The sequence below is a fragment of the Gordonia sp. VNK1 genome, from assembly GCF_040049135.1.
Lineage (GTDB): Bacteria > Actinomycetota > Actinomycetes > Mycobacteriales > Mycobacteriaceae > Gordonia > Gordonia oleivorans.
In genome coordinates this window covers 1-13,455 of sequence record NZ_JBDZDJ010000015.1, presented here as the reverse complement: position 1 = coordinate 13,455, position 13,455 = coordinate 1, and the positions used below count along the sequence as shown (strand labels likewise).

The 13,455-nt window shown below is 65.1% G+C and carries 13 protein-coding genes and 2 pseudogenes; 8 read left to right on the top strand and 7 right to left on the bottom strand.

Annotation, left to right across the window (positions count from 1 at the left end):
• Positions 1 to 3: 3 nt before the first annotated feature.
• The 6 genes from ABLE94_RS17655 to ABLE94_RS17630 all read left to right on the top strand — a co-directional run bounded on the left by ABLE94_RS17655 (position 4) and on the right by ABLE94_RS17630 (position 4,983).
• Positions 4 to 1,227, top strand: coding sequence for an MFS transporter (locus ABLE94_RS17655; RefSeq protein WP_005195350.1), 1,224 nt, complete (start codon positions 4 to 6; stop codon positions 1,225 to 1,227).
• A gap of 16 nt (positions 1,228 to 1,243) precedes the next feature.
• Positions 1,244 to 2,284 carry a flavin-containing monooxygenase gene (locus tag ABLE94_RS17650; protein ID WP_348809430.1) on the top strand — a complete coding sequence of 347 codons (1,041 nt, stop codon included), beginning with the start codon at positions 1,244 to 1,246 and terminating at the stop codon, positions 2,282 to 2,284.
• A gap of 92 nt (positions 2,285 to 2,376) precedes the next feature.
• Positions 2,377 to 2,589 (top strand): hypothetical protein, encoded by a 213-nt coding sequence (locus ABLE94_RS17645; RefSeq protein ID WP_024499313.1) that lies wholly within the window; start codon positions 2,377 to 2,379, stop codon positions 2,587 to 2,589.
• Between the two features lie 116 nt (positions 2,590 to 2,705).
• Positions 2,706 to 3,092 carry an MMPL family transporter gene (locus ABLE94_RS17640; RefSeq protein ID WP_348804320.1) on the top strand — a complete coding sequence of 129 codons (387 nt, stop codon included), beginning with the start codon at positions 2,706 to 2,708 and terminating at the stop codon, positions 3,090 to 3,092.
• A 245-nt stretch (positions 3,093 to 3,337) separates the two neighbouring features.
• Entirely contained in the window at positions 3,338 to 4,330 is a 993-nt protein-coding gene (locus ABLE94_RS17635; RefSeq protein WP_348809429.1) for a sensor histidine kinase, read from the top strand.
• The gene (locus ABLE94_RS17630) at positions 4,327 to 4,983 is read left to right on the top strand and encodes a response regulator (protein WP_348804318.1); all 657 of its coding nucleotides are present in this window, start codon (positions 4,327 to 4,329) and stop codon (positions 4,981 to 4,983) included. The genes ABLE94_RS17635 and ABLE94_RS17630 overlap by 4 nt, the downstream gene beginning before the upstream one ends.
• A gap of 688 nt (positions 4,984 to 5,671) precedes the next feature.
• Here the strand turns inward: ABLE94_RS17630 and ABLE94_RS17625 are convergent.
• On the bottom strand, positions 5,672 to 5,869 hold the full coding sequence (locus ABLE94_RS17625; protein ID WP_348804317.1) for a hypothetical protein: 198 nt from the start codon (positions 5,867 to 5,869) through the stop codon (positions 5,672 to 5,674).
• Positions 5,870 to 5,895: 26 nt separating this feature from the next.
• Here ABLE94_RS17625 and ABLE94_RS17620 point away from each other — a divergent pair, with 26 nt between their 5' ends.
• Positions 5,896 to 6,396 carry a DUF1269 domain-containing protein gene (locus ABLE94_RS17620; protein WP_348809428.1) on the top strand — a complete coding sequence of 167 codons (501 nt, stop codon included), beginning with the start codon at positions 5,896 to 5,898 and terminating at the stop codon, positions 6,394 to 6,396.
• 213 nt (positions 6,397 to 6,609) lie between these two features.
• Here the strand turns inward: ABLE94_RS17620 and ABLE94_RS17615 are convergent, their stop codons facing one another.
• The 3 genes and pseudogenes from ABLE94_RS17615 to ABLE94_RS17605 all read right to left on the bottom strand — a co-directional run bounded on the left by ABLE94_RS17615 (position 6,610) and on the right by ABLE94_RS17605 (position 9,657).
• A complete protein-coding gene (locus ABLE94_RS17615) occupies positions 6,610 to 7,758 on the bottom strand; it encodes an aminotransferase-like domain-containing protein (protein WP_348804315.1) in 1,149 nt (382 codons plus the stop codon).
• Positions 7,759 to 8,012: 254 nt separating this feature from the next.
• Positions 8,013 to 8,738, bottom strand: a pseudogene (locus tag ABLE94_RS17610) (ABC transporter permease).
• 208 nt (positions 8,739 to 8,946) lie between these two features.
• Positions 8,947 to 9,657, bottom strand: a complete 711-nt coding sequence (locus ABLE94_RS17605) for an alpha/beta fold hydrolase (RefSeq protein WP_348804314.1) — start codon at positions 9,655 to 9,657, stop codon at positions 8,947 to 8,949.
• Positions 9,658 to 9,720: 63 nt separating this feature from the next.
• On the opposite strand from ABLE94_RS17605, the gene ABLE94_RS17600 reads away from it, so the two are divergent.
• Positions 9,721 to 10,149 carry a MarR family winged helix-turn-helix transcriptional regulator gene (locus tag ABLE94_RS17600; protein ID WP_348804313.1) on the top strand — a complete coding sequence of 143 codons (429 nt, stop codon included), beginning with the start codon at positions 9,721 to 9,723 and terminating at the stop codon, positions 10,147 to 10,149.
• Between the two features lie 440 nt (positions 10,150 to 10,589).
• Here the strand turns inward: ABLE94_RS17600 and istB are convergent, their stop codons facing one another.
• From istB to ABLE94_RS17580, 3 genes and pseudogenes are all read right to left on the bottom strand, one after another.
• Positions 10,590 to 11,357, bottom strand: coding sequence for an IS21-like element helper ATPase IstB (istB, locus tag ABLE94_RS17590; protein WP_348805641.1), 768 nt, complete (start codon positions 11,355 to 11,357; stop codon positions 10,590 to 10,592).
• Entirely contained in the window at positions 11,354 to 12,880 is a 1,527-nt protein-coding gene (gene istA, locus ABLE94_RS17585) for an IS21 family transposase (protein WP_348805521.1), read from the bottom strand. The genes istB and istA overlap by 4 nt, the downstream gene beginning before the upstream one ends.
• A gap of 105 nt (positions 12,881 to 12,985) precedes the next feature.
• Positions 12,986 to 13,312 (bottom strand): annotated as a pseudogene (locus ABLE94_RS17580) (integrase core domain-containing protein); the annotation flags it as partial.
• Between the last annotated feature and the right edge of the window lie 143 nt (positions 13,313 to 13,455).

Sequence of the window (13,455 nt, the reverse complement as noted above, 5' to 3'; positions counted from 1 at the left end):
CCGATGACGGACACCAAGGCCCCGCCGCAGACCGACACCCTTCCCGCGGCTGGTCTGCGGCGGGTCTTGGCGATCCTGTGCCTGACGGAGATCACCAGCTGGGGCATCCTCTACTACGCCTTCCCCGTGCTGTCGGTGTCCATCGCGGACGACACCGGCTGGTCCCTACAGACGATCATGGCCGCGTTCTCGATCGGCCAGCTCGCCGCCGCATTCACCGGCATCCCCGTCGGCCGCATCATCGACCGCATCGGCCCGCGCGCCATCATGACCGCCGGCTCCGTACTCGCCGTGCCCGCACTGCTCCTCATCGCGACCGCACACAACCTGCCGACGTTCTACGCCGGCTGGATCCTCGCCGGCATCGCGATGGGCGGCGTTCTCTACCCGCCCGCGTTCGCGGCGCTGACCCGCTGGTACGGCGACAGCTACGTCAAGGCGCTGATGATCCTCACCCTCGCCGCGGGCCTGGCGAGCACCGTCTTCGCCCCGCTCGCCGCGACGCTGGTCGAGCGAACCGACTGGCGCGCCACCTATCTCATCCTCGCGGCGATCCTCGCCGTCATCACCATCCCCGCCCACCTGTGGGGGCTGCGCGGGCGCTGGCCGCACCCACCGGCACCGGCGCACGGAGACGCGGCCGATCACCGCGACGCCTCCCGCAGCCCCGCGTTCCTCGCCCTCGTCGCCGCCTTGAGCCTCGGCGCGTTCGCCGCCTTCGCTGGCGTGTTCAACCTCGTGCCGCTGCTCATCGAACAAGGCTTCTCCCCGTCTCTGGCGGCTTTGACCCTCGGCCTGAGTGGGGCGGGACAGCTCCTCGGCCGCATCGGCTACCTGCCCCTCGCGGCCCGTACCTCGGCTCGCAGCCGTGCCATCGGTGTTCTCGTCGCGACCGCCGTCAGCACCGCACTACTGGGTGTCGTGACCACGGTCGTGACCCTGATCACCGTCGCGATCGGCGCCGGACTGATCCGTGGACTGTTCACCCTCGTCCAAGCCACCGCCATCACCGACCGGTGGGGCGCCGTCCACTACGGCCGCCTCAACGGCCTGATGTCCGCCCCCATCGTCATCGTGATGGCACTCGCCCCGTGGGCCGGCACCGCCCTGTCGAATTGGACCGGCAGCTACGCCCACGCCTACCTCGTCCTCGGTGCCATCGCACTCCTCGCAGCCCTCGTCGCGGCCGCCAGCGTCCCCCGCCGCACCGTCGACGCCACTCCCTGATTCGAAGGACCCCCACATGTCCCACTACGACGCCCTCATCGTGGGCGCCGGCCAGTCCGGCCTGGCCACTGCCCACTCCCTCCGCCAGCGTGGCCTGACCGCCGCGATCCTCGAAGCCTCCGACGACACCGCCGGATCCTGGCCGCACTACTACGACAGCCTCACCCTGTTCTCGCCCGCGAAATACAGCTCCCTACCCCGGCTTTCCTTCCCCGGCGACCCCGACCACTACCCGCACCGCGACGAAGTCGTCGACTACCTGCGCCGCTACGCCAAGGGCCTCGACGTCGACATCCACCTCAACCACCGGGTCGACGCCGTCGACCACGACGGCCACACCTTCACCGCCCACACCGACATCGGAACCGCCTTCACCGCACCCCGGCTCGTCGCCGCCACAGGCGGATTCGGCTCACCCCACCTCCCGGCACTGCCAGGACAAGACACGTTCACCGGAAAACTGCTGCATGCCAGCACCTACCGCACCCCCGCCGACCACACCGGGGAGAACGTCATCGTCGTCGGCGCCGGCAACTCCGCGGTCCAGATCGCCGCGGAACTCGCCGACACCACCACAGTCACCCTCGCCAGCCGCACACCGGTGAAGTTCGCCCCGCAACGCCCCCTCGGCCGCGACATGCACTTCTGGTTCACCATCACCGGCATCGACGCCCTCCCCATCGGGCACCGGATCACCAACCCGCCCACCGTGCCGGTCTTCGACACCGGCCGCTACCGCGCCGCCCTCGCCGCATCCCAACCCGTTGCCCGCGAGATGTTCACCCGACTCGACGGCGACACCGCCGTATGGCCCGACGGCACCTCCAGCGACGTCGACGCGATCGTCCTTGCCACCGGATACACACCCCACCTGCCCTACCTCGCCGGTATCGGTGCTCTCGACCAGGACGGGCGCCCCCGGCAACGGAAAGGCCTGTCCACCACCCACACCGGACTCGGCTACATCGGCCTCGAATGGCAGCGCAGCCTCTCCTCCGCATCTTTACGGGGAGTCGGCCGTGACGCTCGCTACCTCGTCAGGCGGATGGTCAGGTAGACGCTGATGGCGGGGTTGGTGTCGGTGCCCGCAGATACGATCGTGATCACTCAAGTGGTGACCACAAGGGGGACGACATGGCTGGATTCACGATGGATCCGAACTTCGAGAAGAAGCTCGCGAAGCAGGTTGCGGGAAACATGCAGCGGGAGGTCGACGCCGTCTACCGCCAGTGCAAAGGCCAGCCCGTAGCCACGGTCAAGCGAGCGCTGCAACGCAAGCTTGGCACCGCCCTCGTCGAGCCGACTTTGACCAGCATCGCCGAAGCAATCAGCCGCGGTGACAATGTCAAGATCAAGCTCTGACAAGAGCAGTCACGCCTTCGTTGGCGCGTCGGTTCGGGAGACGGTCGTCAGCAGATGATTGCGGCAAACGCATTGCTGGCGAGCTCCTGCCATCCTAGTCCGGTAAAGAGGTCTTCTTGCTCAGTAGCATTTACGAACGCTGGCATCAGTCCGGCGACACCAGGCGTTCGATTCGTGACGGTGTCACGCACACCGCGCCGGTGCTGATCGCCGCCGCGCTGATCATGTTCAGTGTCTTTGCCTCGTTCGCCGCGGGCGGGGTCCGGCTCATCGCTGAGTTCGGCCTCGGCCTGGCACTTGCCGTCCTACTCGACGTATTCGTCGTCCGACTCGCAATGATCCCAGCGCTCATGTTCGTCTCGGGTGGCGCCAACTGGTGGCTGCCCCGATGGCTGGGACGACTGCTGCCGAACCTCTCGATAGAGGCATCAGCGGATGACGATGATGCCGCAGCGCCGTCCGCAGACCACGACCAGCAGCGCGTGTCCGGGCATACTGGATAACCGGATAGGAGGCGTCGTCTGTGACGAGGACACACGGGAGCTTCTCAGGGAGCACGTCGCAGTGGATCGCTGCAGCGTGTGTGGCGTGCCTCCCGATGGTGGTCGTCCTGTTCGCGGGCGATCGCTCGACTCTGCCGCTCCGGGTTGTGCTGGCCTTCATTGCGGGGGTCTGTGTCCTGTGGGCGTGCGGACAACCGTGGTTCGCTCTGCCCGCCGCAGTCGTGACCGAGACCCTCTTGGTTGCGGTGCCCCCACACACACCCTGGATACCGCTGGCCTCGATTGCGGCGATCTACCTCGCCACATCGTCGACACGTTTTCGGGTGGGTGTCGGCTGGCTGGTCGGGGTGGTGGTCGGCATGTGGCTGACCGCGGCATCATTCATCTGGGTGACACCCGACAGTATCGAGCTGACCCACCTGGTGGTGTTCGACTATGTGGTGATCGCGGTGGCCGTCGGCACGATGGTGCGCACGCGTGCCGAACGGATCGACGCGGTGCGCGCACAGGCGGTGGCAACGGCTGCGTCGCGGGAGCGCGAAGCCGATCAGCGGGTACAGGCCGAACGCATGCGCATCGCGCGCGACCTGCACGACGACGTCGCGCATCACATCACTCTGGTGAACGCGCAGGCCGGGGTTGCCCGCTACCTCATGGCGACACCGCACTCGGAGTCGGAGACGAAGGTCGCCGAGACGTTGACGGCGATCGAGGAGGCGAGCAGGCTCGCACTCGATGAATTGCGATCGACGGTCGGCCTCTTGACGTCCGCACCCGACGTGAATCGCTTGCCGGTCGCCCACTTCGACGCCCGCGCCGAGCTGATCGAATCGTTTCGATCGGCGGGAATGACCATCGAGCACACCGAATACGGCATGGGTGAACCCGTCGACGGAGGACCGATGACGGGCAGCGTCGCACGGACCCCGGGATCGGTGGCCGCCTACCGTGTTCTCGCGGAAGCTCTGCAGAACGCTCGGAAGCACGGCACCGCCGCATCGGCGACAGTCCGGATCAGGATGGTGCGCGGGATCATCGACATCGAGGTCATCAATCCCGCGCGTCCGGCGGTTCAGGGTGAGGGCACGCGGCTTGGACTCACCGGGCTCCGCGACACCGTCGTGGCCTCGGGGGGGTCGATCGATGCGGGCTATCGCGACGATCAGTTCGTGATCCACGCCCGGCTTCCGATCATTGCGAGCGATCGGGAAATGAGGAATTCAAGGGTGGTGTCGTGAGCATTAAAATCCTCTTGGCTGACGATCATGCTTTGTTGCGCAACGCGTTTCGCGCCCTCTTTGACGCTCAGAGCGATATGGAGGTGGTAGGCGAGGCGTCGACGGGATGTCAGGCCCTCGACATCGCGCGACGCACCCGAGCAGATGTGGTGCTGATGGATGTGCGGATGCCAGATCTCGATGGGGTGGAGGCTACGAGGCGCATCCGGGCCGATCCAGCCCTCGCCGACACTGCGATCCTGATCCTGACGACGTTCGAGAACGACGATTACGTGACCGAGGCGTTGCGCGCAGGTGCCCTCGGGTTTGTCGGCAAGGGCATCAGCCCTGACGATCTGCTTGCCGCCGTACGAGATACCGCCGCCGGGCAGCCCACCCTGTCGCCAACGGCAACTCGGGCGCTCATCGACTCCTATGTCGCGACGCCTGCCACCGCGGCGTCGACGCCGTCGCCACCGGTTGAACAACTGACGCCCCGTGAAAGGGAGATCGTCGCCCTCATCGCAATCGGCCTGAGCAATACCGACATCGCCGAGAAGCTGTTCATTGCCCCACTGACCGTGAAGACCCACGCACACCATGCGATGCGAAAGCTCGAGGCTCGTGACCGTGCGCACCTCGTTGCTCTCGCGTACATGAACGGACTGGTGTAAGCGACCGGGCCGACCTGAGCCCGCGGGATCGTCCGGCGTCACAGGCGCGCCAACACACCGCACCGGCACGTGAAGCCAGGGCCGTTGGAGAATGCTGGGCGCTCAGGCCATCTGAACGACCAACGAGCCGTGGGAAAACTGGGAGCAGATCGGTCGATGCGTTCCCAGCCGGCGCACTGGTCTGGTGAAGTGTCCTCCCGTGCAACGATTCCGGCGGAATGGAGATCCGGCAGGCTTGCCGTCCTCGAGCCGGACTCGACCGGCGGCCAGGCCTGCGAGCGGATCGTCGAGAAGCGGGAGTAGTACCTTCTCGACGCCGTCATCGGATCGGATGTACCCGCACCAGCTCGAACATCGCAAAGCCGTGGACGGCTGCGAACCACTGGTTCGCTATTCGCCAGCCGGACCCGGGAGCGAGGTCGCCAGCCGAATCCTCTTGTGCGCCTTAGCTCACGCTTGATATCGGCAGGAAACTTGTAGCGTACGTCGGGCATAGGGGCCTCGTCCTCCTGGTGACGATGACCAACTCTTCAAATTCTATGGATTGGTACGGACATGGCCCGGCTCAGACAACACCGCCGCCCCTCGATGGCCTCGCAGGACGGCGGTGTTGGTACAGGTAACGGACGGTAGGTGGACAACCCGAGTTCGAAACATCACCCGCTCACGGGCTGTGTGCCCGTGCTGGTCACGATACCGCCCGGTAGCCGGATTGCAGCTCGGCGACATACCGATCTCCCGCCGGTCCGGGCGGGCTGCGGAGCGCGCGGATCACGTCGCCCTCGCCGATCTCGCCGCGTGCGTTGAGCACCTGTGCCAGCTCGACGACGGCGGGCCAGCACCTATCGAGCAGCGACGCGGCGTCGGTCGGCGATGGATTGCCCACCGAGGTGCAACTCCGCGTCGGCTGGGGTGACTGCCGCAGCAATCCTCCGGCGTGATGAGAACGGACGGCTGAATGTCACCGAGGGCGGCGACGTCAAGTCGGGCGACGCCACCGTCGGCGGCTCACTGCTCGGCATGCTGATCGGCGTGCTCGGCGGACCGCTCGGTGTGCTCTTGGGATTCGGTCTCGGTGCAGCCGGAGGCGCGCTGGTCGACGCGAGCCGCGCCGACGACTGCGACGTCGCGATCACCGAGTTCGGCAAGACCATTCGACCAGGCGGCAATGCCATTCTGGCAGAGACGGATGAGGCGGACACCGCAGCGTTCGACGCCCTCGTCGCCAAGTACGGTGGCGCGATCGTCCGTCGCCCACTTGACGAGGTGCTCGCTGAGATCGAGGCGCAGCAGGACGCCGCTGAAGCTGCTTCCGACGCTGTTCGCAAGAAGATCCACGAGGAGAAGAAGGCCGAGAAGAAGGAGAAGCGCGACGAGCGCATTGCCAAGGTCACGGCCAAGTTCGCGAGCTGAGCGATTCCCACTCTGATGAGGCTCCTTCACTCGAAGTGAAGGAGCCTCATCGTTGGGTGTGGGGGAGCGAGGTGCGGCCGACGATTGAGCTGTGCCTCGATGTCGAGCTACTCATCGGGGAAATGGCTCCGACCGCCGAGATGCGTTGCGCACCTGGATGTTCGGCGTTCCCACCGATCCGTGACATGCCCGGTGGTGTCGACGGGCGGCACGTCAGTGTGTCCGGTCGAGCGCGATCGCGAGTCGACGGATCGCGTCACCGAGCAGGTCGGGTGGCAACGTCGCGAAGCTCAGTCGCAGGTGGTCGCTGAAGTCGGCGTCGACCGCGAATGCGGCGCCCGGCACAAATGCGACACCTTCGATGAGTGCGGCGTCGAGCAGTGCCGAGCTGTCGATGCCGGGAAGTCTTGCCCAGCAGAACATTCCGCCCGAGGGCACCGTCAGCTCGACGCCGTCGCCGAGGTGTCGGTGTAGCGACTTCACCAATTCTGCTGCGCGGGCGCCGTACTCAACGCACAGCGTGCGGATATGCTCGTCGAGCCACTGGGTGTCGGAGAGCAGTTGAGCCACCACGAGCTGGCTGAAGGTGGAACCGCAGAGGTCCGCGCTCTGTTTCAGGCGCTCGACGACATCGATGACACCGGTGGGTCCCTGTAACCAGCCGACGCGCAACGCCGGAGCAAGAATCTTCGACGCAGAGCCGAGTCGAATGGCCCGGTCGCCGGGTATCGGGTCGGGTGCGATCCGGCGACGGCCGTCGTCGGCGCTGAAGCGCAGGCATCCGTACGGGTCGTCGTCGATGATCCAGAAGCCGTACTGTTGTGCAAGGTCGGCGAGTGCTTGTCGAGTGTCGGGATCGGCGGTGACGCCGCTGGGATTGTGAAAGTTGCTGACAGTGTGCACGATCCGCGGTCGGAGACCCGACTCGAGTAGCTCAGCAAGGTGTGCGGTGTTGGTACCGGTCGCGGTGATGGGGAGCGCGACAATGCGTGCTCGTGCGGCTTGGAATGCCTGACGCGCGCCGACATAGACCGGGTCGTCGACGATCACGACGTCACCGGGATCAACAAACGCATGCGCCAGCATCGACAGCGCTTGCTGAGAGCCGTGGGTGATCAACACTTCGTCGGGTGAGCCGCCGATGAAGGCAGCGACGGCGCGGAGACACGTTGCCGCGCCGCGACTGGCCGTGTATTGCAGCGCCGCGTCGTCGGTCATCACGAGTTGGGTTGCTGCGGCGATCGCGGATGTCGGAATGAACTCCGTTGCGGGCAGTCCGCCGGCGAGGCTGAGGACTCCCGGTTGTTCGGTGACCTTCAGCAGGTCACGAATTGCTGATCCGCCAATGGCGTTGAAAGCCATGGAGCTTGGCGGAAGAGGTTGGGACGCGAGCATGGAACACCACCACCGGGAGACATACGAGAATGGCGAGGGGTGATGCGGGTGGTCACCGTGTCGGCACGACATCAGATTCTGCGTACCGTGTGTGAAGACTATCATCCCTATTTCATACAATGGAAACCTGGTACCAATATATGGGATCAGGGGGAACTACGCGGACCCGGAGGGATGCGGGTCCGCGTAGTTCGTGCGTTCAGAGTGCCGTCACCTCACGGCTACTTGACCTCTGTCCGCATAGTCGGATCACACCCGGCGTCAATGGGATTGCGATCCAGACGAGTGTCGAGACCATCAGCCGCCCCCACTCCCCGCCGGTGGCCCAGTCTCCGGACTGGAAGGGCGTCTGCGTCGACGCCATGTCGATCCATCCGCTCAGGTTGTCCTTGAATCACGGCACCAACTCGGTGAGCATGGACAAGACGGTTGGCAAGGCGAAGTAGGCGACGGCGCCGGGGGTATTGAGGATGAGTGCGGCAAAGGCGAATCCGACGAGCAGCCCGAACATCTGGATGGTGAAAGAGTTGACCACTCCGGCAGCGGTCAAGCTCCATTCGCAGGCGGGCGAACCGTAGATGACCCGCGCGAGCACTGTGGCGATCGCCCCGACGATCAGCGAGAACACCACGGCGCTGACTCCTGCGATGAGTGCGGCGCCGAGTTTGGCGAGGATGACTCGTTCGCGTCGAAGCTCCATCGTGAAGGTGGTCAACGCGTGTCGTTGACTTCACTCGCTCGTGACAAGCAGGATCGCGAGTACAGGCAAGATGATGGCGGTCGGGATATTGGTTTTGCCGAAGAACTCGCCGAAGTTCAACACCTCCGGTTTTGTGCTGTTCGCGATGAGCATCGTGACCACGACGGCCACGGTGATCACTCCCCGTCGACACGATCAGCCAGAAGCCGGCGCGCGTGTCGACGAGCTTGCGCAGTTCGACGCGCACGGTCGTCGATCAGCTGCGTTGCATCGCATCGTTCGACGCGAGGTATTGGGCGATCGTCGGCAGCGACATGCCGATATCGCGGAGCTGCCGAATTTGTATCGCCCGCGGAATCTGGGAGGCGCGTAGTACCGATAGCCGGTCGCCAGCTCATTGTCGGGTCTCAACCAACATGAAGGTCAACAGTTGCGCGGTGCGGGCGCCGGACAGGTTAGCCAAGCACCGGGGTCAGCGCACCCAACAAGGTCTCGGGGGTCTCGATCTGTGGGACGTGTCCGGCGCCCTCGAGCACGATGAACTGTGCACGAGGGATCGCGTCGGCGTACGCGCGGCCGTAATCGACGTCAGCGATACCGTCGCTCTCACCCCAGATCACAGTCGTGGGCACATCGATCGAGGCCAGCCGCTCCAGCAGACCGGGCTCGGTCATCGGATCGCCGTAAACGCGCAGTGCCTCGCGATTGCCCTCGGTGATCGCCCGTACGGACGGTGGCAGTGTCGCGACGTCGGGGACGACAGATCTCGCGGGATCGTGGAAGCTGCGCTCGGCGATCTGACGCGGGGTCAGTACGAAGAAGTCGACGACGCGATGACCGGGGACATCGATGCCGACCGCGTCGACGAGTGCGAGGCGACCGAGCCGTGACGGCCGGCCTACGGCGATCTCGGCGGCTGTCCAGCCGCCGATCGAATTGCCGATCACGGTGACGTCGTCGATGTCGAGCGCGTCCAGCAATGCGATGTAGGCCTCGGCCAGCCCCCCGATGGTGGCCAGGGCCTCGGGGCGGGAGGTACCTCCGAAGCCGGGGTGAACCGGCGTGATCACGCGACTGCCAGTCCGGTCTGCGAGCAGGTTTGCGAAGCCGGCGACAGAGTCCGGGCCGGCGCCACCGTGCAGCAGCAGCACGGCCGGGGCCATCATATAAACAACCTTAGATAAGGATATTTATATAAGCAAGTTGTTCCGATGTCCTACCATCAGGACATGGCGATGACCATCCAGCAGCTCGGCCAGGCCGTGAAACGTCTACAGGTCAAACACCACCGGGCCGGCAACGATGCGTTGAGGGCGCTGGACATCTCGATCGTGCAGTGGGATGCCTTGCGCCACTTACATGCTCACCCCGGAGCCTCGTTGCATGACCTCGCGGTGTTGACCTTTCAGACCGACCAGGCATTCGGCACCCTCGCCACCCGGATGGAGAGGCGCGGACTGATACGTCGCGTGAGCGGACCAGGACGTGCCATCCGGCCTGAGTTGACTCCCGAAGGCGAGAAGGTGCTCAAGGCCGCAAACGTGGCGATCGACCGCGTCATGCAGGAGTCCTTCGGACGCCTCTCGGTGCAGGAGCGTTCAGTGTTCGGCGAGCTGCTCACGCGGCTGGTCGAGGACGCACCGGGTGAGGGTGTCTGAGTCATTCGCCCGGCGACGCGCCCGACCGTCCGGTGTGTGCCCGACGCCACGGTGATCCTCGACGGCCGGCCCATGTCGCTCGCGCCACATCGAAGATGCGACCCCACCACTCTGGCACGCTGTCAGGGAGTATGTTCCTCATGCCTGACACGTTCGACTCACTAATCGAGGCCGGAGCTTCTGCTGACGTGTCCGGCTGGGACTTCTCCTGGGTGGATGGACGAGCAACCGAGGAACGCCCCGCCTGGGGTTATGCCCGCCAGCTCGCCGAGCGGGTTGGCAGGGCATCAGCGTCGTTGGATGTCCAGACCGGCGGCGGCGAAGTGTCAAGGGACAGCGGGAAGTGCCCACAGGCGGTCGTGGAAACTGCCCGTAGGCGGTCACGAGGGGGTGCCCGGTGGCGGACATGAATCTGCCCGCTGGTCCGCCACCGGGGGATGTCAGTTCAGCGCGGTGACCCCCTTTCCGGCCAGGGCTTGGGCCAGGCGCACGGAGTCGCCGGTGGTCTGGCAGAGGTGGGCGTGGTGCAGCAGCCGGTCCACGGTGGCAGTGGCCAGTGTTTTGGGCATGAGTTCGTCGAAACCGGATGGGTGCAGGTTGGAGGACACGGCCACCGATTTGCGTTCGTAGGCGGCTTCTACGACCCGGTAGAGCCCTTCTGCGGCGTCAGCACCTACTGGCAGCAGGCCGACGTCGTCGATGACGACGAGTTCGGCGCGCACGATCTTGGCGATGGCCTTGCCCAGGGTGTCATCGGCGCGGTGCGCGCGGACCAGGGTGCCGAGTTGCTCGAGGCTGAACCACGCAACGGGCATGCCGGCCTCGATCGCTTTCTGGCCGAGGGCTTCGAGGAAGAATGTTTTGCCGGTGCCGGCGGGTCCGCACACCACGAGGTTCTCGCGTCGCTGCACCCATTCGAGGGTTTGCAGGGCGTGCTGGGTGGGTACGGGGATCGAGGAGGCGGTTTCGTCCCACACGTCGAAGGTTTTGCCGGTCGGGAAGTTCGCCGATTTGCGGCGTGAGGCCAACATCGATCGGGCGCGGCCTGCGGATTCTTCGGCGAGCAATGCTTTGACGACTTCGGCGGGGTCCCAGCGTTGTGCCCGTGCGGTTGCCAGCACGTCACCGGCGATCGCGCGGGCATGGGGCAGCCGCAGTTGCCGCATCAACGTTTCGACTTCTGCAGGCAACATCGTTGTTGTGGTCATCGTGTTTCCTCCTCGCCGAGATAGGCGTCGTCGATAGTGTTGTTGCCCAACATGTTCCAGACTTTGGTTCCTTGTGCCAGCGAGGTGTTCTCCGAGGCCTGGTGCCGCGTGTGGTCGAGGTCTTTGGCGGCCAGGATGGAGTCGAGATCACCGGTGGCGAATCGGCCGTGTACCGCGGCATGGCCCAACGCCCAGTCCACATCCGAGGTGGTGTGCAGGGCGGCCAGCGACACGGCATGGCGCATCTTCTCCCGCATGCGTTCGGTGCCGACGGCGGCGGCTTCTTTCAACCACAATCCGGCGCCCTCGCCGATCGCCAGGAACGCGTGGTCGTCGGTGTTGCGTGCCCGAATCCGATAGTCACCCGGGATTTTCGGTTCATGGTCGGGGAAGTGGGCGTCATCGATCGCCGGGGTACCGCGGCTGGTACGGCGGTGTCGGGCCACCTCGGTCGGGCCGCCGTCATCGAGCGCGCACACGATCACCTCATCGGTGGCGGGGTGATGACGCACCCACACCGATTGACCCAACAGTGTTGCCGGAACAGAGTATTGACAGTGTTCGAACGAGATCATCGGCGTGTTGCGGGGGACCTGGCGAGTCACCCCCAACCCGGTGGTGTGCGGCAGATCGGGGATCGGATGCAGTCGGGTGCGTTCGGCGGCGAGCATCTCGATCGGACGTCGTCCGGTGGTGCGGTGCTCCCGGTCGTTGATCTCACCCATGAACTGCTCACACGCGGCCACGACATCGCCGAAGGTCTCGTAGGCGTCGAGCAGATTGGTGTCGGTCGGCACGATATCGGCCTTGGCCAGTTTCACCGCGTTCTCCACCCCGCCCTTGGTGGCCGGGTCGGCCGGCTCGCAGGTGAGCACTGTGACGCCGTAGTAGCGGCCAAAACTGACCGCCTGCCGGTTGCGGATCGGTACCCCGGCGATATGGCCAGTGGTGACCGTTTTCTCGTTGTCGGTCAACACATACGACGGGGCGCCACCGAGAATGCGGAACACCCGATCCAGACCGGCGAACACGCTCGGCGCGGTCCGGTCGTGCAGCGCGATCACCACCCGGTAGCGGCACCACGCCAGCCACGCCACCAGTAACACCACCTTGCGGCCATCAACAACCGGCCCGTCGCCGAAGTCGTACTGCACCCACAGGCCGGGTTCGGTCACCCACGGCCGGTGCACTCGCGTATTACCCACGCGCCATTGCGCTTTCATTTCCGCGACCGCACGCCGTGTGGTACGTTCATTCCCTGTATAGCCAAGGGCCACAAGCTTTTCGTGTGCCTTGTCGGCGCGGATCTTTCCTTTCGTATCCACCACCCACCCCTCGATATGAGGCAGGTAGTCGTCGATCAATCGGGCGCGGCGCACCACCGGCGCCAGCCCGGCGGCACGGTCGTCAACCGCCCGTTTCACCGTGTGATGGCTGCAGCCGCACAACTCGGCCGCAGCCCGATACGACCCCGTCAGGTCGTAGGCATTGAGTATGTCCATGAGTTCTCCGTCAGACTTCAAGATGGGTCTCTCCCGTGAGTGAGTTCGATACGACTAGGCATCGCTATCGAAGCCACGGGAGAGGCCCGCACAGCGCAGTGATCCCTCCCGGCGTTTCCGGAGAGCTCATGTTGTGAGTGCTTCCTCCGGTTTGAGGGTGCGCATGCGATCGTAGTGGAGTTGCTCTGCCCGGTCGGGGGTGAGGTCGTGGCAGTAGCTGTGTGGCCGTTCTCGGTTGTAGAACGCCACCCATTCGGCGGTGCCCAGCGACAGCTCGGTAGCTCCATGGAACAGGGGCTGGTTGTCGACCAGTTCGTTCTTGTAGTCCGAGTTCACCGATTCGGCCAGGGCATTGTCGAAACTGTCCCCGACGCTGCCGATAGAGGCCGCGATCCCGTCCTCGGCCAATCGCTGCCCGAACACGATGGCAGTGTACTGCGATCCGGCGTCGGAGCTAAACCGAATTCCTGTTAACAGTGATTATGCCGGGGTCTGTGTTAAGCCGAGGATCGGCGAGTCGTGTTGTGCGGGTTGGGGTGGGTGACTGATTCCTCGGCTTAACGGTGAGGGTCAGCGGAGGCTGTAGAGGGCTTGGA